The organism is Luteimonas panaciterrae, from assembly GCF_020511115.1.
Taxonomy (GTDB): domain Bacteria; phylum Pseudomonadota; class Gammaproteobacteria; order Xanthomonadales; family Xanthomonadaceae; genus Luteimonas; species Luteimonas panaciterrae.
Window position 1 is genome coordinate 454,514 of record NZ_JAJAVH010000004.1, and the last position, 20,678, is coordinate 475,191.

Below are 20,678 nucleotides of genomic sequence, written 5' to 3' on the forward strand. Positions count from 1 at the left end.
CGGCTTTGTATGAGGGCTCAGGCCAGCAGCGCGATGCGGCCGATCGCGTACAGCGACGCGAGCGCGCCGAAGACGCAGAGGAAGGTGACAAGAAGCTGCAAGGCGATCTCGTAGGCGCGCGTATGCACGTAGTCCTCGATCACCACCTGAATGCCGAGCTTGGCGTGCCAGAACAGTGCCAGCACGAAGATCGCGAACAGGATCGCGTTGTAAGGTTTGGCCAGCGTCGCATGCACGGTGGCGAGATCGGCACCGACGAACGACACCAGAGTGCCGACCAGCCAAGGCACCAGCACCGCCAGCACGATCGCAGTGACGCGCTGCCACCAGAAGTGGCCGACGCCGGACTTGGCCGACCCCAGGCCGCGCGCGCGCGCGATCGGCGTGCGGTAATCCTGTTTCAAAGCCGCCTTTTTCGCCTCAGCGGGCTTCGCGGCAGGCGTCGACTCGCTCATGCTCCACCCCGCAGCGCGAAGAACCAGATCAGGACCGTGAACACCACGGAGAGGATCGCCACCGTGTAGCCGGAGCGATAGACCTCGGGAATCTCGAAGCCCAGGCCGATATCCCACAGCAGATGCCGGATGCCGTTGAGCAAGTGATAGACCAGCGAAAACGAGAAGCCGAACAGCACGAACTTGCCGAACGGCGATGCCAGGCAGGCCGCCGCGTGCGTGTAGGCTTCACCGCCCGCCGCCACCGCCAGCAACCACCAGGCCAGGCCGAACGCCCCCACCCACAGGGCAATGCCGGTCATACGATGCAAGAACGACATGACCGACGTGATCTGGAACCGGTAATGGCTCCCGAGCATGAAGGGCGAAATGGGGCGTTTGTTGGACATCGCGGCGCGGTTCTCTTCGCTGGGCGGCAGCATGCCGCGTTGGCTCATTGTGCGGCGGCTGCCGGATGAATACGAAAGTGACGCGGCCCGGTCAAAAATCGATGCAGCGACCGTTCTTCTCCCAGTCGCCGTAGCGAGTGGGGTCAGGGCCGTCGCGGCCTCCGATCTCCTTCTGCGGCTCCGGCACCGGAACGGGCTTTTCCGTCTGTACCGGCTCCGGCTGGGGAACGCTTTCGCCTATGATGGCTGGGTCTCGCACGAATGAAAGTTTAATTCCCAGTCCCGTTATGGACAAGCAGGCCGCTCCGGACACTGCGTTCTTCGCACTTCCCGACCATCGCATCGTGGCCTTGACTGGCCGGGATGCGGTCGCCTATGCGCAGGCACAGTTCATGAACGATGTGGCCGCGCTCGCCGACGGCCACTGGCAATGGAACGGCTGGCTGACGCCGAAAGGCCGTGTGATCGCGTTGTTCGCGCTCTTGCGTCTGGATGCCGAAACCCTGTGGCTGGTGCTGCCCGATGCGGGTGCCGAAGACGTCGCGGCGAAGCTGCGGGCCTTCGTCTTCCGGCGCAAGGCGACATTCGCCGTGCGCGACGATCTGCATGTCGGCGGCGCGTTTCTAGCCTCCAACTCTGCCACGCGCGATCAGTTCGCAAGCAATGCCGATGGCTCGCTCGAACTGGATTTCGGCACCCCGGATGAACCCCGCACCCTTCGCATCGGCTCCATGCCGACCACCGAAGACACGAATGCCCTCGCCCGCTGGCGCGCATTCGACCTGGCGCACGGCCTGCCGCGCCTGTCCGCCTCGCAAAGCGAGCATTGGACGCCGCAGCAGCTTTCGCTTGACCGCCTGCGTGCGTACAGCGTGAAGAAAGGCTGCTATCCCGGCCAGGAAATCGTCGCCCGCACCCATTTCCTCGGGCAGGCGAAGCGGCATCTGACGTTGCTGCAAGCCGCGACTCCAATCGAAATCGGGGATGAGGTCGCCGAGGACAGCCGCGCCGCCGGCAGCGTCCTGTCCACCGCATTCCGGCCTGGGGATACGGCACGCTACCTCGCCCTGGCCGTACTGCCACTGGAGCGCGGTGAGGCGCCATTGCGGATCGCCGGCGTGCCGGCCGAGGCCGTGCCCTTCCGTGAAGGACTGGCGCGCTAAGGGCCAGATCGCTGCAGCTTCGCACGCGCCGCCCGCGCGCGAACCGCAAATGCCATCGATATATTCAGCAACAGGGACTTGCTAAGCTGCCCGCGGACGCCACGCAGGCCCGCAGTTTTCGCGCCCGCACGGGAGAAGCGTCCTCACGGTTTTGCTCATCCGCTCCAGGGGAACACATCATGAATCGCTCCATCTTCGCATCCGTCGCGGCATGCATGCTCGTGCTCGCGCTGTCCGCCTGCTCCAGCCAGCAGAAGAACACCCGCAACAACAAAGACTCCTCGACGCAGGACAATGCATCGCTGCCTTACGTGCAGAAACTCTCCGCCGACAGCCTGTTCGCCTTCGGCAAGGCCGATCTCTCCAATCTGAGCGAAACCGGCCGCGGCGAACTCGACGCACTTGCCAACAAGGCGCTCGCGAACGACAACCTCAACACGATCCACGTCATCGGCTATAGCGACCGGATCGGCAGCGACAAGTCCAACCTCGCGCTGTCCACGCGCCGCGCCAATGCCGTGCGCGACTATCTGATCCAGCGCGGCGTTCCGGCCGGACAGATCACCGCGGTCGGCCGCGGCAGCATCGAACCGGTCGTGGAATGCAAGACGGAGAAAGGCCAGGCCCTCATCGACTGCCTGGCGCCGAATCGCCGCGTCGAGATCCGCGTGGCGCCGCGCGACTGATTCCCGATCGACGTATCGTCAATCACGGCAAAGCAAAAGCCCCTCCACGCGGAGGGGCTTTTTTATTTGAGCAAGATTCGTTCGTCATCAATTCACGAACGATCGAGAGCCAGCCCCACTACGGCGCACGCCCCATGCATTCGGCGGAGACTTTGGCGCCCCCTACTCCCGCGGGAATTCCCATCTGCCTATCACGATTGTATTCGTCGAACTCCTGCTTGCACTGATCCTGGCTCATGGACGGCTTGTCGTAGTCGTAAGTCGCGCAACCGGTTAGCGACAAGAGCAACGAAACGATGAGAGCGGTATTTTTCATGGTGATATGAACCCGCTGTGGAATTTTCACACTATCACGAAAATCAGCGCAAAACCGGCCGTTTCTCGCGAATCACATGTCAAGCCGACAGGCTGGTGAAAGCCTCGCGCAAGGTCTGCACGCTGCCGCAATACGACGGATCGTAGCCGGGCAGCATGCCGAGTTCGTGGCGGAAGATCGGATCGCGCAACAGCGCGAGCAACTCGGTCAGGCGCGCGGATTGCAATGCTTGCTCGCGGCAGAGGAAGAAATAGTGCTCGGTGAGGATCGGCACGTAGTCCAGGCCGTAGCGCCGCGCCGGCGGCTCCAGGCCGAGGCCGGCATCAGCGAGCCCGCTGGCCACATAGGCCGCCACGGCGGCGTGGGTGAATTCCTCGACATCACATCCATGGATGGCGGACAGCTCCAATCCCTGCCGCGCCAACATGCATTCCAGCAGCAACCGAGTGCCAGAGCCGGGTTGGCGATGGATGAAGCGCACATCGTCGCGCAGCAGATCGCTGAGCACGCGTAGATGCTTGGGATTGCCGGGCGCGACGACCAACCCTTGCCGACGCATCGCCAGATGCACGACACGATCGTTTTCGAGATCGAGGCGATCCAGATAGTGCTGCAACAACTCGCCTTCCAGTTCGCCGATCGGCAGATGCAAGCCGGCGAGATCGCAACTGCCCGCGCGCAGCGCGCTCAGTGCATCGTCCGGGCTGCGATATTTCAGATCGAGTGGCAGCCCGGCGGTGGCCATGGCCCGGCGCAGCGTCTCCACGCCGAAGCCGTGCGAAGCATGCAGGCGCAGCGGCGCGGCATCAGCTGTCATGCTACGTTCGAGTTCGGCTTCCAGCTCGGTGGCGAGACTGTCGAGCGTAGGCGACAGGCGCGCGGCGATGCGGTTGTCCGCCCAGATCAGGCGCTCGCCCAGTGCCGTCAGACGCGCTCCTCGGCCACGCGTGGAACGCAGCAGCGGCAGTCCGAACAGCTGGCGCGCCTCGCGCAGCAGACCCCAGGCATAGCGATAGGACACCCCGGCTTCGCGACTGGCCGCCGCCAGCGAGCCAGTGGCGTGCACCGCCAGCAACAGCTCGATCAGCCGCGGCGGCATCTCCCGGCCGTCGGCGGTGCGCAGCTCCCATTGCGGGCGGATGGTGACCTTGTACATGCGTTCGCACCCTTCCGGTCAGCGTTGGTGCTGCGCGGCAACACCAGCAATGCGCCTATTTAATAGGCTATTGAAATCCTATTATTAGACCATCGCACCCAAGCAAAATCCTGTCAAATGGGGATAATTCCTCCCGATCCTTGAATCTATTGTGTTTCTGAAAGCATATTTATCGACTGACAGTCTCCGCCAGCCGCCACAACCTCGGGAGGGTTCATGGCCAGCACAGACGTAGTGGATGCGCCAACTCGGGAATTTCCGAGGGAAGAACATGGCTCCCAAGAGCAGGGCTTCCTATCGCGCGAACGGATCGTCGCCAAACCCGGATTCAACCGCTGGCTGGTACCGCCGGCGGCGCTCGCCATCCACTTGTGCATCGGCATGGCCTACGGCTTCAGCGTGTTCTGGCTGCCACTGTCGAAGGCGATCGGCATCACCCAGCCGGTTGCCTGCCCAGCCGACATGGGCACACTGGCACAGCTGTTCACCACCACCTGCGACTGGCAGGTGAAGATGCTCGGCTGGATGTACACGCTGTTCTTCGTGCTGCTGGGCTGCTCGGCGGCGTTGTGGGGCGGCTGGCTGGAACGCGTCGGCCCGCGCAAGGCCGGCGTGGTGGCCGCGGTATGCTGGGGCGGCGGCCTGCTGATTTCCGCGCTCGGCGTGTACCTGCATCAGCTGTGGCTGATGTGGCTTGGTTCTGGCGTGATCGGCGGCATCGGCCTGGGCCTGGGTTACATCTCGCCGGTGTCGACGCTGATCAAATGGTTCCCCGATCGCCGCGGCATGGCCACCGGCATGGCGATCATGGGCTTCGGCGGCGGCGCCATGATCGGCTCGCCGCTCGCCGACATCCTGATGAGGCACTTCGCCACCGGCAGTTCGGTCGGCGTGTGGCAATCGTTCGTGGTGATGGGCCTGCTCTACTTCACCTCGATGATGTGCGGCGCGCTCGGCTATCGCGTGCCGCCGCCCGGCTGGAAGCCCGCGAACTGGACGCCACCCGCGACCAACGGCAACGCCATGATCACCAGCGCGCAGGTGCATCTCGACCAGGCCTGGCGCACGCCGCAGTTCTGGTTGATCTGGGCGGTATTGTGTTTGAACGTCACCGCCGGCATCGGCGTGATCGGCATGGCCTCGCCGATGTTGCAGGAAGTGTTCGGCGGCCGCCTGATCGGTGTGGACGCCGGCTTCAAATCGCTCGACGAAGCGCAACTGAAGGAACTGGCGACGATCGCCGCCGCCTTCACCGGCCTGCTCAGCCTGTTCAACATCGCCGGCCGTTTCTTCTGGGCCTCGCTCTCGGACAAGATCGGACGCAAGGCCACCTATGCGGTGTTCTTCCTGTTCGGCATGGTGCTCTACGCTTCCGCGCCGCATCTGGGCGCCACCGGCAGCGTCGCGCTGTTCGTGCTCGGCTTCGGCGTCATCCTGTCGATGTACGGCGGCGGCTTCGCCACGGTGCCGGCATATCTGGCCGACATGTTCGGCACGCGCATGGTCGGCGCGATCCACGGACGGCTGCTCACGGCCTGGGCCGCGGCCGGCATCTTCGGTCCGTTGATCGTCAACTACCTGCGCGACTGGCAGCTCGCGCGCGGCCTGCCGCCCGCGCGCGTGTACGACCAGACGATGTACATCCTTGCCGGATTGCTCTTGCTCGGCCTGATCTGCAATCTGCTGATCAAGCCGGTGGATCCGAAATATCACATGAGCGAACAGCAACTCCGCGAGACCGAGCCGCCCAAGCCAATCGCCGCCTCGCCCGATGCGCCCGTCCATGCGCCGTCCGTCGGCAGCCAGGGCGTTCTGGTGGCGATCTGCTGGCTCGCGGTCGGCATCCCGCTGGCCTGGGGCGTGTGGATCACGCTGCAGAAAGCATTTGTGTTGTTCAATTAACCTCCAGGACGGAAAACACCGATGGGCAAACGCTCTAGGCAAATCGAATCGGTCACGCAGGTCGTTCCGCAGCTTGCCGCTTCGCAGCAGCAGGCGGTCTCCGCGGCGATCGAGCGGCATCGTGACCGGCTCGGTGCGCTGCTGCCGATCCTGCACGACGTGCAGGACGCGCTCGGCTTCGTGCCCGAAGGCGCCGTCGCGCCGATTGCTTCCGCCCTCAATCTCAGCCGCGCCGATGTGCATGGCGTGATCAGCTTCTATCACGAGTTCCGTACCGTGCCGGCAGGCCTGCACGTGGTGAAGCTGTGCCGCGCCGAAGCCTGTCAGTCGATGGGCGGACGCGCGTTGGAAGCGCATGCGCGGCGCAGGCTCGGGTTGAAACCGGGCGAGCACGACACGCCCGATCGCATCTTCACGCTGGAACCGATCTATTGCCTCGGCAACTGCGCGCTGTCGCCAGCGATGCTGCTCGACGGCGAACTGCACGGGCGCGTGAACCCCGAGCGTTTCGATGCGCTGATCGAAGCCAGCCTGACGGGAGAGCACGCTTGAGCGCCGTCACCGTCTACGTGCCTGACGATGCTGCCGCCGTGTCTGTCGGCGCGGACAAGGTCGCCGATGCGATCGCGAGTGAAGCGGCCGCACGCGGCGTCGAAGTGCGCATCATCCGCAATGGTTCGCGCGGATTGCTGTGGATGGAACCGCTGGTGGAGATCGCAACGCAAGCCGGCCGAATCGCCTACGCGCCGGTCGCGCCGGAAGATGCTCCTTCCCTCTTCGATGCCGGCTGGATGCAGGGCGGCGAACACCGTCTCCGCCTGGGCAATATCGAAACGCATCCGTACTTCGCTAAGCAGGAACGTCTGACCTTCGCCCGCGTCGGCCTGATCGATCCGCTCGATCCTGACGATTACGCCGCGCACGGCGGCTGGAAGGGATTGCAACGCGCACTGGGGATACCGCAAGCCGACATCGTGCAAGCCGTCGCCGACTCCGGCCTGCGCGGACGCGGCGGCGCGGCATTCCCGGCGGGCATCAAATGGCGTACCGTGCTGGACACGCCCGCCGCGCAGAAATACATCGTCTGCAATGCCGACGAAGGCGATTCCGGCACTTTCTCCGATCGCATGCTGATGGAAGGCGATCCGTTCTGCCTGATCGAAGGCATGATCATCGCCGGCATCGCCACCGGTGCCACGCAGGGCTACATCTACCTGCGCAGCGAATACCCGCATGCGTGGCGCAAGCTCAACGCCGCCATCGCCCGCGCTTATCAGGCCGGCTGGCTCGGCGAGAAGGTCGGCGGGTCGCAACATCGCTTCGATCTGGAAGCGCGCCTCGGCGCCGGCGCCTACATCTGCGGCGAGGAAACCTCGCTGCTGGAAAGCCTGGAAGGCAAGCGCGGCATGGTGCGCTTCAAGCCACCGCTGCCGGCGATCGCGGGCCTGTTCGGCAAGCCCACCGTGATCAACAACGTGATCACGCTGGCATCCGTGCCGTTCGTATTGAGCGAAAGCGCGACGGCTTACCGCGACTACGGCATGGGCCGTTCGCGCGGCACCTTGCCGCTGCAACTGGCCGGCAACATCAAGCATGGCGGCCTGGTCGAGAAAGCCTTCGGCCTGACCTTGCGCGAACTGTTGTACGACTACGGCGGCGGCAGTGCCAGCGGGCGGCCGATCCGTGCAGTGCAAGTCGGCGGGCCGCTTGGTGCCTATCTGCCCGAATCACAATTCGACACCCCGATTGATTACGAAGCATTCGTCGCCATCGGCGCGATGCTCGGTCACGGCGGCATCGTCGTGTTCGACGACAGCGTCGACATGCGGGAACAGGCGCGCTACGCAATGAAATTCTGCGCCATCGAATCCTGTGGCAAGTGCACACCCTGCCGCATCGGATCGACGCGCGGCGTGGAAGTAATCGATCGCTTCAAAACCGCTGGCGGAGACGACGTGCACGAAGCGCTACTGCGCGATCTGTGCGAAACGATGCTGCATGGCTCGCTATGCGCGCTCGGAGGCATGACGCCCTACCCCGTGCTCAGCGCACTGAATCATTTTCCGGAAGATTTCGGCAGCCGGCCCCAAGAAGCCGCTGCCTAGGAGGCCCCATGCGTTCCATCGCCGAACGGGATCTTGGCACCCCTGCCCCACAATTCGTGGAGCTTGAACCGCTGCAGACGGTCTGGCTTGAAATCGACGGCGAGCGCGTCGAAGTACCAATGGGTACCTCGATCATGCGCGCCGCCGCCATCGCCGGCACGCAGATCCCGAAACTCTGCGCGACCGATTCACTGGATGCTTTCGGTTCCTGCCGCCTGTGCCTGGTCGAAATCGAGGGCCGCAAGGGTTATCCGGCCTCCTGCACCACGTCGGTCACCGAAGGCATGATCGTACGCACCCAGTCGCCGAAGCTCGCGCAGCTTCGGCGCGGCGTGATGGAACTGTACATCTCCGACCATCCACTCGACTGCCTCACCTGCCCCGCCAATGGCCACTGCGAACTGCAGGACATGGCCGGCGTGGTCGGCCTGCGCGAAGTGCGTTACGGCTACGACGGCGAAAACCACGTCAAGCCGCAGCGTGCCGACGGCAGTCGTAATCCGCTGTTCGTCGGCAAGGACGAATCCAATCCCTATTTCGCCTTCGATCCGTCCAAGTGCATTGTCTGCTCGCGCTGCGTGCGCGCCTGCGACGAAGTGCAGGGCACGTTCGCATTGACGATCCAGGGCCGCGGCTTCGAATCCAAGGTCTCCGCGAGCCAGGACCAATCCTTCCTCGAATCCGAATGCGTGAGTTGCGGCGCCTGCGTGCAGGCCTGCCCCACCGCCACGCTATCGGAAAAATCGCTGATCACGATGGGCCAGGCCGAGCACAGCGTGGTCACCACGTGCGCCTACTGCGGCGTCGGCTGCTCCTTCCGCGCCGAGATGCAAGGCCAGGAACTCGTGCGCATGGTGCCGAATGCGGACGGCCACGCCAATCACGGCCACTCCTGCGTGAAGGGACGTTTCGCGCTCGGCTACGCCACGCACCCCGACCGCATCACCACACCGATGATCCGCGCCAGGATCACCGATCCCTGGCGCGTGGTGAGCTGGGAAGAAGCCATCGCTCATGCCGCCAGCGAATTCAAGCGCATCCAGGCCGAACATGGCCGCTTCGCCATCGGCGGCATCACCTCCTCGCGCTGCACCAACGAGGAAACCTATCTGGTGCAGAAGCTGGTGCGGGCCGGCTTCGGCAACAACAATGTCGACACCTGCGCGCGCGTCTGCCATTCACCGACCGGTTATGGCCTGAAACAGACGCTCGGCGAATCCGCCGGCACGCAGGATTTCGATTCCGTGCGTGATTCCGACGTCATCATGGTGATCGGCGCCAATCCCACCGATGGCCATCCGGTGTTCGCCTCGCAGATGAAGCAACGCCTGCGCCGTGAGCACGCTGATCGAGCGCCGGGAAAAGATCGCGCCAAGCTGATCGTGATCGACCCGCGCCGCATCGATCTGGTCGAAACCCCGCACATCAAGGCCGACTATCACCTCAAGCTGCGCCCGGGCACCAACGTGGCGATTCTCAATGCCCTCGCCCACGTGATCGTGACCGAAGGGCTTGTGAACGAGGAATTCGTCGCCGCGCGCTGCGAACCGGACGCGTTCGCCAAATGGCGCGCCTACGTCGCAGATCCGTCGCGCTCGCCGGAAGCGATGGAAGCCGAACTCGGCGTCCCGGCCACGCTGGTGCGTGGCGCCGCACGGCTCTACGCCACCGGCGGAAGCGCTACCGATCAACGCGGAAATAGCGCGATCTACTACGGCCTCGGTGTCACCGAACATTCGCAAGGCTCCACCGCGGTGATGGGTATCGCCAACCTCGCCATGGCGACCGGCAACATCGGGCGTCGCGGCGTCGGCGTGAATCCGCTGCGCGGGCAGAACAATGTGCAGGGTTCCTGCGACATGGGCTCGTTCCCGCATGAGCTGCCCGGCTATCGCCACGTCTCCGACAGCACGGTGCGCGGTCTGTTCGAGCAGGAATGGAACGTCACGCTGCACGACGAACCCGGCCTGCGCATTCCCAACATGTTCGAAGCCGCGCTCGACGGCTCCTTCCGCGGCCTGTACATCCAGGGCGAGGACATCGGCCAATCCGATCCCAATACCCAGCACGTCACCGCCGCGTTGTCGGCGATGGAATGCGTGGTGGTGCAGGACCTGTTCCTCAACGAAACCGCCAAGTTCGCGCACGTGTTCCTGCCCGGCAGTTCCTTCATGGAGAAGGACGGCACCTTCACCAATGCCGAGCGCCGCATCTCGCGGGTGCGCAGGATCATGGCACCGAAGGCCGTCTACGCCGATTGGGAGGTCACCCAGCTGCTGTCGAACGCGATGGGCTATCCGATGCACTACGCGCATCCGTCCGAGATCATGGACGAGATCGCGCGGCTCACGCCGACCTTCACCGGCGTCAGCTTCGAGAAGCTCGACCGCCTGGGCAGCATCCAGTGGCCCTGCAACGCGGAGCATCCGGAAGGCACGCCGACGATGCACGTCGAGGAATTCGTGCGTGGCAAGGGCAAGTTCATGCTCACGCCGTACGTCGCAACCAGCGAGAAGGTCACGGCGCGCTATCCGCTGCTGCTCACCACCGGCCGCATCCTCAGCCAGTACAACGTCGGCGCGCAGACACGGCGCACCGCCAACACGGTCTGGCACGACGAGGACCGGCTGGAACTGCACCCGCACGATGCCGAGGAGCGCGGCGTCAACGATGGCGACTGGGTCGGCGTGGAAAGCCGCGCCGGCGAGACCGTGCTGCGCGCCCGCATCACCGATCGCGTACAGCCGGGCGTGGTCTACACCACCTTCCACTTCCCGGGCTCGGGCGCGAACGTGATCACCACCGACAACTCGGATTGGGCGACCAACTGTCCGGAATACAAAGTCACCGCCGTGCAGGTCACACGCGTCACGCAGCCGTCGGAATGGCAGCGGCGACACAAAGTCTTCGACGAGTTCCAGTCGTCGCTGCTGCCGGAAACGGCGTCGCCCTGATCCATGAATATTGACGCCGTGGCCGCCGAACCGTCCGCGCAATCGCCACAAGGCAGCGTGCTGCGCCCCGTCGAGCGCCATCGCGCCGACGCGGAACGCCGTTTCGACGACCACATCGCCGAAGAAGTGCCGGTCGCCTTCGTCTACAACGGCCAGCCGTTCGCGGTGATGATGGCCACACCGGCCGACCTCGAGGATTTCGCGCTCGGATTCGCCTTGAGCGAAGGCATCGTCGGCGATGTCGCGGAAGTCACGATCGAGAGCATCGAGCATCTGCTGGAAGGCGTCGAAATCCGCATCCGCATCCCGGAAAACCGGCTGGACGCGCTGGAGCGCCGCCGGCGTTCGCTGAGCGGGCGCAGCGGCTGTGGCATCTGCGGAAGCGAACTGCTCGAAGCGGCGTTGCGACGGCCGGAGCCGGTCGGCGAAGGCATCCGCACGACACCGGACGCCCTGCACCGCGCCTTGCGCGAACTGCGCGACCGCCAGCGCCTCAACGCGCACACCGGCGCCACGCACGCCGCCGGTTTTGCCGATGCGCAAGGCCAGGTGCTGCTGGTGCGCGAGGACGTCGGCCGCCATAACGCGCTCGACAAGCTGATCGGCGCCATGCATCGCGGCGGCCTCGATGCGCAATCCGGCTTCGCCGTCGTCACCAGCCGCGCCAGTTACGAGATGGCGATGAAGGCCGCGAGCGCCAATCTGCCGATGCTCGCGGCCGTATCCGCGCCGACGGCGCTGGCGATCTCGCTCGCCGAACACAGTAACCTCACCCTGATCGGCTTCGCGCGCGAGGACGGCTATGCGCTCTACACGCATCCGCGACGCCTGCAGCACGACGCCACGCCATGACGATTCCATGAATGTGACCCGCCTGGCCGAGATGGCCAACGACATCGCCCACTATTTCGACGCGGAGCCGGATCACGCCGCCGCCATCGACAGCATGGTGTTGCATCTGCAGCGCTTCTGGGAGCCGCGCATGCGCGAGCAGATCGTGCTGTATCTGCAGGAAAATGACGGCGCGGGACTTTCTTCTTTCGCCCGCGAATCCATCGCCGAACTGGCGCGGCGGTCGCACGCGCCGCCGCGCTGACGATGCCCGCCAAGCTGGAGCTTCAGCTCCGGTCGTGCAGCTTCACCCAGTCGACGTACTTGTCCACCCAGCCCTGCAGAAACTTGCGGGTATCGTCGTTGCCGATGTTGCCATCCGCATCGATCAGCCCGTCCTTGTACTGCAGGAACACCTCCACCTGCCCCATCGTCGGCGTGTCCAGATAAGCCAGGACATTGCGCAGATGCTGCTGCGCCAACGCGGTTCCGATCGTTCCCACCGAAATGCCGAGCACGCTCGCCGGCTTGCCCGCGAACGAATTGGTTCCCCACGGACGCGATCCGATATCGATGGCGTTCTTGAGCACACCGGGAATGGAGCGGTTGTACTCCGGCGTCACGAACAACAACGCGTCGGCTTCGCTCACCTGCTGCTTCAGGCGTTTACCCGTATCGGGATAGTCGGCATCGAAATCCTGCGTGTAAAGCGGCAGATCATCGATGCGGACATGCTCGAATTCGAAATCGGCCGGGGCCAGCTTCTCGATGGCCTTGGCCAGCTTCTTGTTGTATGAATCCTTGCGCAGACTGCCAATCAATACAGCGACCTTGGTCTTGCTCATGACGGCTCTCCCAACAATGGAAGCCCCAGACTACCCTTTCGCACGTTTCGAAAAAGTGTCGAAGGCCGAAGGAAACGTCCCGCCCGTACCGGCAATCAGTGCTAAGGCTAGACCAGCGTCTCCGCCGCCGCGACGATCTCTTCTTCCGAAGGAATCACCAGGAACGCGGCACCCGCAAGCGGCGTGAACGTATCCGCGCCGACCACACGCCGGAACGGCCGTGCTCCGAAGCCGCCCTCGACGACCGCCGTGATGATGCCCTCGCCCACGCCGGCACTGCGACGACCTTCATCGACGATCAGGATGCGTTTGGCGGTCTTGGCCTGCTCGCGGATGAACGCCTCGTTGAGCGGCACCAGCCAGCGCAGATCGACCACGCGCGTCTTCCAGCCGTATTTCTTCTCGAGCGTGCGCACTGCGCGCAGGCTCATCGGCACGCCGTTGCCGAAGGTGAAGACCACCAGATCGTCACCGTTTCCGTAGACGCGCCCCTCGCCCAGCGTCATCGCCTGATCCGGTGATGGATATTCGGTCATCCACGCGCCATCGCCGGGCTCGTACAGATCCTTGGTCATGTAGAGCGCGATCGGTTCGAGGAAGGCGCAGACGCGTCCATCCACCTTCGCCAACGCGGCCAGCGTGCGCAGCATCGTTGCGGCGTCGTCGCCACGGCTCGGGCAACCGACGACCAATCCGGGGATGTCGCGCAGCGCGGTGATCGAATTGTCGTTGTGGAAATGCCCGCCGAAGCCTCGCTGATACCCCAGCGAGGCGATGCGCATCACCATCGGGTTCTGGTACTGGCCGTTGCTGAAGAATTGCAGGCTCGATGCTTCGCCGCGAATCTGGTCGCAGGCATTGTGGAAATACGCGAGATACTGGATTTCCGGCAGCGGCAGCATGCCCATGTTGGCGTAGCCCTGGGCCAGGCCGAGAATGATGGTCTCGTCCAGCAGCGTGTTGAACACGCGCTTGTTGCCGAAGGCCTTGTGCAGTCCTTTCGTGACCGTGTACACGCCGCCCTTCTGCGCCACGTCCTCGCCGAACAGCAGCGCTTCCGGGTATTTGCAGAACAGGTCGTGGAGGGCGTTGTTGATGTGAATGGCGAGATGCTTCGGCGCCTGCTTCTCGGGAAGCTTCGCTTCGCCGCCGAAGACCGCCGAACGCTTGTCCGCGAAGTCGAAGCGTTCGGCCTCGGCCTTCACCATCGAAGGCGTGTACGGCGCCAGCGGCGCCATGACTTCCTGCAACGTCGACAGACGCGGACGCCGGTCGGCATCCTCGGCCGCGGCGAAACATTTCTTGCGCGTGTCCTCGTACAGGGCGAGGACTTCGTCCTTCGACATCAACCCGGATTCGAGCGCGATCGCGGCCGAACGCAGCAGCGGATCGCCCGCTTCCACCGCGACCAGCTCCTCGATGCTGCGCCATTCGATCTCGAAATCGGTGCCGGCATGACCCATGATCCGCGTCGTGCGCAGGTGCAGAAAAGTCGGACGGCGCGTGCGCCGGCAATGCTCGACGGCGCGCTGGACATCGCCATATCCGGCCGCGAGATCGAGACCATCGGCGTAGAAATAATCGAGGTCGGGGCGATTACGGAAATTGCGGGCCACCCAGCCATCCGGCGTCTTCACCGAGATGCCGATGCCATTGTCCTCGCAGACGAACAACACCGGCGCCGGCAGCTTCTGGTACGCGGTCCAGGCGGCGGCGTTGAATGCGGTCTGCGCCGTGGCGTGATTGCTGGACGCATCGCCGAACGAGCAGATCGCGATGCTGTCGTCAGGTATCGGCAATTTGTGGCCGATGCGACGCGCCTGTTCGATCGCGACCGCCGTGCCGAAGGCCTTGGGCAGGTGCGAGGCGATCGTCGAAGTTTGCGGCAACACCCACAGCGGCTTGCTGCCCCAGACTTTATGACGGCCGCCGCTGGCGGGATCTTCCTTGCTGGCAGCGAACGACAGCGCCGAATCCATCACCGGGTCCATCCCCGGCAGCTTGCGGAAGCGCTCGGCCATGAAGCCGCCGCTGCGGTAATGCAGGAACGCCGGATCGGTATGGCGCGTGAGCCGCGCCACCATCGCATTGCCCTCGTGGCCGGAACTGCCGATGGTGTAGAAAACCTTATTCTGCACGCGCAGCACGCGCGCCATCAGATCGAGATGGCGCGAGATCAGCTGCGATTCGAACAATTCGCGGAACCCGCGCGCATCGAGCGCGCTGCCATCCAGGATCGCTTCGCTCGCCGCGGGCCTGGCATCGGCGCGACCGTTCCAGTCGCGCACGAACTCCTGGAAATTGACGTCGCAAATCTCGGCGCGATTGACGCCCTTCATGCGGGCCGGAATAGGATTTTTCGATGCGTTCATACGTTTCTCTGCCCTCCCGCGATGCAAGACGGCATGTCGATGGATTTCAGGATGAGGAGGATGCGGCCAACAATGCCGCGTTTTCCGTGGTGGGTTCGGGCATCGCCACGAAACCCGGCGTTTCGCGCACGCGCGCGAGCCAGGCGCGGATCGCCGGATATTCGGCCAGATCGAAGCCACCGTCATGGGCGACGTCGGTGTAGGCGAACAAGGCGGTGTCCGCGATGCCGTAGCCGGCGCCGGTGAACCAGTCGTGTTCGCGCAGATGGTCTTCCATCACCGCCAATGCCTGGTGCCCACGGTCCATGCAACGCGGTAATTCGGCAGCGCGGCGCGGTGAATCGAGTGGCGTCCAGCCGCGGATGAAACGTGCCACGGCGATGTAGGGTTCGTGGCTGTACTGTTCGAAGAACAGCCAGCCCATGGCCTGCGCGCGCTCCCAGGCGTCTTCGGGCAAAAATGAAGTGCCTTCGGCCAACCAGAACAGGATCGCGTTCGATTCGGCGAGCACGCGTCCATCGTCGAGTTCGATGATCGGTACGCGGCCGTTGCGGTTCTTGGCGAGGAATTCCGGCGTGCGCGTTTCGCCCTTGCTGCTGTCGATCTCGACCCAGCGATAGGCGCGGCCGAGCTGCTCCAGCAACAACCGCACCTTGTAGCAGTTTCCCGAGACCGAATAGCCGTATGCCGTGATCATGTCGAAGTCTGTTTTGACGAGGCGTGTCTTGACGAGGCATGTTTCGCGGAGCGGCGCGCGAACCATTCCTCGCGCGTCTGGCCCCAGATCTCGACTTCCTTGTCGTCGAATGGCTCAGGCAGGCGTCCATAACGCAGCAAACGCGCACCGACTCCCGCCGCGACCTTCTTCGACGGCAGATTGGCGAGATCGATCGTATGGATCACCTCGGTCCAGCCGAGCGCCTCGAAAGCCCAATCCATGGTGGCCTCGGCGCTTTCGACCGCGTAACCCTTGCCGCAGGAATCAGCCACGATGCCCCAGCCGACTTCGGTACCCGGCCAGCCTTCCGGCCGCCACGGGCCGACGCGGCCGATCCAGCGCCCGCTGCTCTTCTCGATCACCGAGAAAAACGCGAATCCGTAGGCCGTCCAACTGCCGATGACCGACATCATGTTGCGCCAGGCGACGGGCCGCGACTGCCGGCCACCGACGTAGCGCACATGCTCGCCGTCATCCATGAAGGCCGCCCAGGCGTCGAAATCCTCCAGGCGCGGTGGGCGCAGGATCAGGCGCTCGGTTTCGAGAGTCGGTCCGAGATCGATCATGGCATCGCCCTCACGATGAAGTTTGCACGGCGCGGCGCTCGCGCCATTCATCGCGCGACTGGCCCCAGATTTCGACCGGATGGTCTTCGTAGGGCGCGGGCAACTGGCCAGGCCCGCGATTGCGCGAGCCCAAACGTTCGGCGAGCTTCTGCGAAGCGACGTTGCCGGGATCGATGGAATGGATGACTTCCTTCCAGCCGAGCTGTTCGAAAGCAAATCCCATCGCCGCCTCGCCCGCCTCGGTGGCGTAGCCCTTGCCCCAGGTTGCGCGGCGGAACGACCAGCCGACTTCCGGTCCCGGCCAGCCTTCCGGTCGCCACGGGCCGATCTGACCGAGCCACTCGCCGCTCTTGCGATCGATCACCGAGAACATGCCGAAGCCCTGCACCAGCCACGCACCGGGCATCTGCAGAAATTTGCGCCACGCCTCGGCGCGCTTGAGCGGGCCGCCGACGAAACGGGCGGCTTCCTCGTCGCCGAAAAGCTCCGCAAATCCGTCGAAATCCTGCTGCTGCGGCACGCGCAGGATCAGGCGGCGCGTTTTCAGCTCCAGATGCATGATGTCCATCAGGAAATGGACCTCAGAACGCGTTGATGCCGGTCAACTCGCGCCCCACCACCAGCTGGTGCACGGTCTCGGTGCCCTCGTAGGTGATCACCGATTCCAGATTCAGGCCGTGGCGGATCGGGCAATGCTCGGTGGTGATGCCGGCGCCGCCGAGCAGGTCGCGCGCCTCGCGCGCGATGTCGATCGCCATGCGGCAGTTGTTCCACTTCGCCAGCGAGACCTGCGTGGGCTGCATGTTGCCGGCGTCCTTCAGACGGCCAAGCTGCAGCGAAAGCAGCTGCGCGGTGGTGATGCGGCGCGCCCAGTCGGCCATCTTGATCTGCGCGCTCTGCGTTGCCGCCACCGGGCGGTTGAACAGCATGCGTTCCTTGGAATAGTTGAGCGCCTCGTCCAGGCAGGCGATCGCGGCACCGATCGGACCCCAGGTGATGCCGTAGCGCGCCTGCGTCAGGCAGCCGAGCGGTCCCTTCAGGCCTTTCACGTTCGGCAGGCGGTTCGCTTCGGGCACGCGCACGTTGTCGAAGAACAACGCGCTGGTCACCGAGGCGCGCAGGCTCATCTTGTGCTTGACCTCCTGCGCGGCGAAGCCTTGGAAACCCTTTTCGACGAGGAAACCCTGGATGCCGTCCTCGGTCTGCGCCCAGACGATGGCGATGTCGGCGAGGTTGCCGTTGGTGATCCACATCTTGGAGCCGTTGAGCACCCAGTCGCCGCCGTCCTTGCGGGCGTTGGTCTTCATGTTGCCCGGGTCGGAGCCACCGTGCGGTTCGGTCAGGCCAAAGCAGCCGATCACCTTGCCGGCAGCCATGTCGGGCAGCCAGCGGCGGCGCTGCTCCTCGCTGCCGTAGGCATAGATCGGGTACATGCACAGCGAGGACTGCACGCTGGCGAAGCTGCGGATGCCGGAATCGCCGCGCTCCAGCTCCTGGCAGATCAGGCCGTAGCTGACGGCGTTGAGGCCGGCGCAGCCGTATTCCTCGGGCAGCGACGAGCCGAGCAGGCCGAGCTCGGCCATCTCGGGGATCAGTTCCTTCGGAAAGCGGCCCTGGTCGAAGCAATCGCCGATGATCGGCAGCACGCGCTCGTCGGTGAACCGCGCCACCGTGTCCTGCACTGCGCGCTCCTCTTCGCTGAGCAGGGAGCGGACGTCGTACAGGTCATAGGGATGCAGGGCCATGGGAGCGGTCTTGGAGAAGGGAAACCGGGATTTTAACCGGTCCCCGCGAGCGAAGCCCCATCGTTCGTATGCAAAACGAGAACGGGGCCGGATCGCTCCGGCCCCGTTTCGGGAAAAAATTACGGGAAAACGTCTGTTCGAGAAAACGCTTACCGCATCGGCATCGATCAGTAGCGGTTGTTGCTGCCGCCGTCCGCCGACGCCGTCTGTGTCACCACCTGTCCGTCGATCACCGGCAGGCGCTGGCCCGGCTCGTTGTCCATGCGGACGGTGCGCTCCTGGCCGTTGTAGCGATAGGTCACGTCGTAGCCGACCGTGCGGTCTTCATTGCCCAGGGCGATGCGGCTGCCCGGCTTGCTGCCGGTACGCATGGTGCCGGTGGTGCCGTCCGGGTTGCGGTAGGTGACGTTGTAGGCCACCACGCGCGAGGACTGCGAGGTGTCGGAAACGGTGTGGCACTGGCGCTCGGTACGGTTGACGACCTGGCCGCCGACGTGGCGACGGTCGATCTCGCGGCCGGCGAAGCCGCCGCCCACCGCGCCGGCGACGGTCGCCAGCTTGCGGCCGTTGCCCTTGCCCACCTGGTTGCCGATCAGGCCGCCGATGACGGCGCCGGCCACCGTGCCGCCGACGTTACCGTCGCGCTCCGGCGCACGTTCCTGCACCACGACGTCGTTGCAGACTTCGCGCGGGGTCGACTGGCTGGTGGTCTCACGGACCGGCTCGGTGCCGATCACGGTGGCATAGAGCTTCTCGCTGTTGGTGATCGGCTTGACGTTCACCACGTCGGCGTAATCGACGCGACCGCTGCCCGGGATGTTGTTGCCCTGGGCGGTGTCGCCCTGGAGGGCCGCATCCTGCTGCAGGGCGGGGTCACCGGAGAGCTGCGCGGCAGTAGCCGGCGCATCGGGCTTGCGGGCGCTCTGGAAGGCGGCGACGGAAACACCCCCGACGAGCAGTGCGGCGATGGCGATGGCGATCGTGTTCTTGTTCATGGTGAGCCTCTCGTTGGGTGGCGGATGATCCGCTCTGATCGTGTCGGGTCAATTGCAGCATTCGCCAGCTGAACGCGTCCCGGTTGCCGGCGCGCGAAGCTGACGCGGGGCTAAACTCGATAATAGGACAACCGGCGTTCCGTCGCCGTCAAAGCCCCATCTTTGCCCCATCCATCCGTCCGACGAGGCCACCTTCATGCCCAACCCCCTGCTCGCCCCCGTGCTGCGCTGGTTCGGTCGCCTGAGCTATCCCAAGCTTTTCCTGACGGCGGCGGTGCTGTTCCTCGTCGATGCCATCGTTCCGGACTTCATCCCTTTCGCCGACGAACTGCTGCTCGGCCTCGGAACGCTGCTGCTGGCGAACTGGAAGAAACCCAAGCCCGCCGACGGGGACAAGACCATCGAAGGCGAAGCGACACGCCGCTGACCGCCTCCGACCCACGATGCTGATCGACAGCCACTGCCATCTCGACGCGCCGGAGTTCGATCCCGATCGCGACGCGGTGGTGCGCCGCGCGCGGGACGCCGGCGTGACGCGACAGATCGTGCCCGCGATCCACGCGGCCAGCTGGCCGGCATTGCGCGAGGTCTGCGCGAGCGGCGACGGCTTGTATCCGGCTTACGGCCTGCATCCGATGTATCTGTCGGAACATCGTCCGGAACATGTGGATGCGCTGCGCCAATGGATCGAGCGCGAGCGACCGGTCGCGGTCGGCGAATGCGGGCTGGATTATTTCGTCGAAGGATTGGATCACGACAGCCAGCAGCATTATTTCGATGCGCAGTTGCGCCTCGCGCGCGAGTTCGACCTGCCGGTGATCGTGCATGCGCGTGGCGCCGTCGACGCGGTGATCGCATCGATCCGTCGCATCGGCCATCTGCGCGGCGTCGTCCACAGCTACTCCGGCAGTCCGGAGCAGGCGCGACAACTGTGGGATCTCGGTTTCATGCTCGGTCTCGGCGGACCGGTCACCTACGATCGCGCCAATCGTCTGCGCCGTCTCGCCGCCACGATGCCGCTCGAACATCTGCTGCTGGAAACCGATGCTCCGGATCAGCCCGACGCCGGCATCCGCGGCGAACGCAACGAACCTTCGCGACTGATCGCGGTGCGCGACACCATCGCAGCATTGCGCGGCATCGATGCCGATGAGTTGAGCGCAGCAACGACACGCAACGCAGAACGGTTGTTCAAGCTCGCGCGCATCGACACGCGCTGACGCGAAACAGCGCGTGCGCATCACGCACCGCATGCCCGATGCGCGGCATCAAAATCGTGTTCACATAAATCATCGCCATGATGTGAACCACATCCCATCACGGAACATTGACGACGCTTTGATTGCAATAGGCGCGTAGGGAAACTCATTCCAATCTGAATGCGGCGACTTGATGCTCAAGTCGCAAGGGGAAGTATTGCGTTCAACCCAACGGTTTCTCTGACGCGCGCCGCGCCGGAGCGGGCAACCGTGTCCAAAAT

At 64.5% G+C, this 20,678-nt stretch carries 20 protein-coding genes and 2 pseudogenes; 11 read left to right on the forward strand and 11 right to left on the reverse strand.

The window, feature by feature from the left end; translation table 11 throughout:
- Positions 1-17 precede the first annotated feature (17 nt).
- The 3 genes from sdhD to LG367_RS06875 are packed head-to-tail and all read right to left on the reverse strand — an operon-like array spanning position 18 to position 1,187.
- Positions 18-455, reverse strand: coding sequence for a succinate dehydrogenase, hydrophobic membrane anchor protein (gene sdhD / locus LG367_RS06865; protein WP_226468473.1), 438 nt, complete (start codon positions 453-455; stop codon positions 18-20).
- Entirely contained in the window at positions 452-892 is a 441-nt protein-coding gene (gene sdhC / locus LG367_RS06870) for a succinate dehydrogenase, cytochrome b556 subunit (protein WP_226468474.1), read from the reverse strand. The genes sdhD and sdhC overlap by 4 nt, the downstream gene beginning before the upstream one ends.
- Before the next feature lie 43 nt (positions 893-935).
- On the reverse strand, positions 936-1,187 hold the full coding sequence (locus tag LG367_RS06875) for a DUF1674 domain-containing protein (RefSeq protein ID WP_226468475.1): 252 nt from the start codon (positions 1,185-1,187) through the stop codon (positions 936-938).
- Here LG367_RS06875 and ygfZ point away from each other — a divergent pair.
- Together ygfZ and LG367_RS06885 are read left to right on the forward strand one after the other, a co-directional pair.
- Positions 1,132-2,007: a CAF17-like 4Fe-4S cluster assembly/insertion protein YgfZ gene (gene ygfZ, locus LG367_RS06880; protein ID WP_226468476.1), complete on the forward strand. Its 876-nt coding sequence runs from the start codon at positions 1,132-1,134 to the stop codon at positions 2,005-2,007. The genes LG367_RS06875 and ygfZ overlap by 56 nt on opposite strands.
- 179 nt (positions 2,008-2,186) lie before the next feature.
- The gene (locus LG367_RS06885; RefSeq protein ID WP_226468477.1) at positions 2,187-2,693 is read left to right on the forward strand and encodes an OmpA family protein; all 507 of its coding nucleotides are present in this window, start codon (positions 2,187-2,189) and stop codon (positions 2,691-2,693) included.
- A 395-nt stretch (positions 2,694-3,088) separates the two neighbouring features.
- Here the strand turns inward: LG367_RS06885 and LG367_RS06890 are convergent, their stop codons facing one another.
- Complete coding sequence (locus tag LG367_RS06890; RefSeq protein ID WP_226468478.1) at positions 3,089-4,165, reverse strand: substrate-binding domain-containing protein; 1,077 nt, start codon at positions 4,163-4,165, stop codon at positions 3,089-3,091.
- Positions 4,166-4,690: 525 nt separating this feature from the next.
- Between LG367_RS06890 and LG367_RS06895 the strand changes: the two are divergent.
- The 7 genes and pseudogenes from LG367_RS06895 to LG367_RS06920 form a co-directional block, all read left to right on the forward strand.
- Positions 4,691-5,971, forward strand: a pseudogene (locus tag LG367_RS06895) (OFA family MFS transporter); the annotation flags it as partial.
- A pseudogene (locus LG367_RS18745) lies at positions 5,969-6,067 on the forward strand (MFS transporter small subunit); the annotation flags it as partial. The pseudogenes LG367_RS06895 and LG367_RS18745, both read left to right, overlap by 3 nt.
- A 21-nt stretch (positions 6,068-6,088) precedes the next feature.
- Positions 6,089-6,619 carry a formate dehydrogenase subunit gamma gene (locus tag LG367_RS06900; protein WP_226468480.1) on the forward strand — a complete coding sequence of 177 codons (531 nt, stop codon included), beginning with the start codon at positions 6,089-6,091 and terminating at the stop codon, positions 6,617-6,619.
- Positions 6,616-8,172 (forward strand): formate dehydrogenase beta subunit, encoded by a 1,557-nt coding sequence (locus tag LG367_RS06905; protein WP_226468481.1) that lies wholly within the window; start codon positions 6,616-6,618, stop codon positions 8,170-8,172. Before LG367_RS06900 ends, LG367_RS06905 begins: the two co-directional genes overlap by 4 nt.
- An 8-nt stretch (positions 8,173-8,180) precedes the next feature.
- Positions 8,181-11,126, forward strand: a complete 2,946-nt coding sequence (gene fdhF / locus LG367_RS06910) for a formate dehydrogenase subunit alpha (protein ID WP_226468482.1) — start codon at positions 8,181-8,183, stop codon at positions 11,124-11,126.
- A 3-nt stretch (positions 11,127-11,129) separates the two neighbouring features.
- Entirely contained in the window at positions 11,130-11,978 is an 849-nt protein-coding gene (gene fdhD / locus LG367_RS06915) for a formate dehydrogenase accessory sulfurtransferase FdhD (RefSeq protein WP_226468483.1), read from the forward strand.
- Between the two features lie 7 nt (positions 11,979-11,985).
- Positions 11,986-12,222 carry a formate dehydrogenase subunit delta gene (locus LG367_RS06920; protein ID WP_226468484.1) on the forward strand — a complete coding sequence of 79 codons (237 nt, stop codon included), beginning with the start codon at positions 11,986-11,988 and terminating at the stop codon, positions 12,220-12,222.
- A 22-nt stretch (positions 12,223-12,244) separates the two neighbouring features.
- On the opposite strand, the gene LG367_RS06925 is transcribed toward LG367_RS06920, so the two are convergent.
- The 7 genes from LG367_RS06925 to LG367_RS06955 all read right to left on the reverse strand — a co-directional run bounded on the left by LG367_RS06925 (position 12,245) and on the right by LG367_RS06955 (position 19,198).
- Positions 12,245-12,802, reverse strand: a complete 558-nt coding sequence (locus LG367_RS06925) for an NADPH-dependent FMN reductase (protein ID WP_226468485.1) — start codon at positions 12,800-12,802, stop codon at positions 12,245-12,247.
- 107 nt (positions 12,803-12,909) lie between these two features.
- Positions 12,910-15,174, reverse strand: coding sequence for a thiamine pyrophosphate-dependent enzyme (locus tag LG367_RS06930; protein WP_226468486.1), 2,265 nt, complete (start codon positions 15,172-15,174; stop codon positions 12,910-12,912).
- A gap of 46 nt (positions 15,175-15,220) precedes the next feature.
- Entirely contained in the window at positions 15,221-15,871 is a 651-nt protein-coding gene (locus LG367_RS06935; protein WP_226468487.1) for a glutathione S-transferase family protein, read from the reverse strand.
- Positions 15,868-16,458, reverse strand: a complete 591-nt coding sequence (locus tag LG367_RS06940) for a GNAT family N-acetyltransferase (RefSeq protein ID WP_226468488.1) — start codon at positions 16,456-16,458, stop codon at positions 15,868-15,870. The genes LG367_RS06935 and LG367_RS06940 overlap by 4 nt, the downstream gene beginning before the upstream one ends.
- A 10-nt stretch (positions 16,459-16,468) precedes the next feature.
- A complete protein-coding gene (locus tag LG367_RS06945; RefSeq protein WP_226468489.1) occupies positions 16,469-17,026 on the reverse strand; it encodes a GNAT family N-acetyltransferase in 558 nt (185 codons plus the stop codon).
- A 13-nt stretch (positions 17,027-17,039) separates the two neighbouring features.
- Entirely contained in the window at positions 17,040-18,203 is a 1,164-nt protein-coding gene (locus LG367_RS06950; RefSeq protein ID WP_226468490.1) for an acyl-CoA dehydrogenase family protein, read from the reverse strand.
- 167 nt (positions 18,204-18,370) lie between these two features.
- Complete coding sequence (locus tag LG367_RS06955; RefSeq protein ID WP_226468491.1) at positions 18,371-19,198, reverse strand: glycine zipper 2TM domain-containing protein; 828 nt, start codon at positions 19,196-19,198, stop codon at positions 18,371-18,373.
- A 196-nt stretch (positions 19,199-19,394) separates the two neighbouring features.
- Here LG367_RS06955 and LG367_RS06960 point away from each other — a divergent pair, with 196 nt between their 5' ends.
- Together LG367_RS06960 and LG367_RS06965 are read left to right on the forward strand one after the other, a co-directional pair.
- Positions 19,395-19,625: a DUF6116 family protein gene (locus tag LG367_RS06960; RefSeq protein ID WP_226468492.1), complete on the forward strand. Its 231-nt coding sequence runs from the start codon at positions 19,395-19,397 to the stop codon at positions 19,623-19,625.
- A 16-nt stretch (positions 19,626-19,641) separates the two neighbouring features.
- Positions 19,642-20,418 (forward strand): TatD family hydrolase, encoded by a 777-nt coding sequence (locus LG367_RS06965; protein WP_226468493.1) that lies wholly within the window; start codon positions 19,642-19,644, stop codon positions 20,416-20,418.
- The last annotated feature ends 260 nt before the right edge of the window (positions 20,419-20,678 follow it).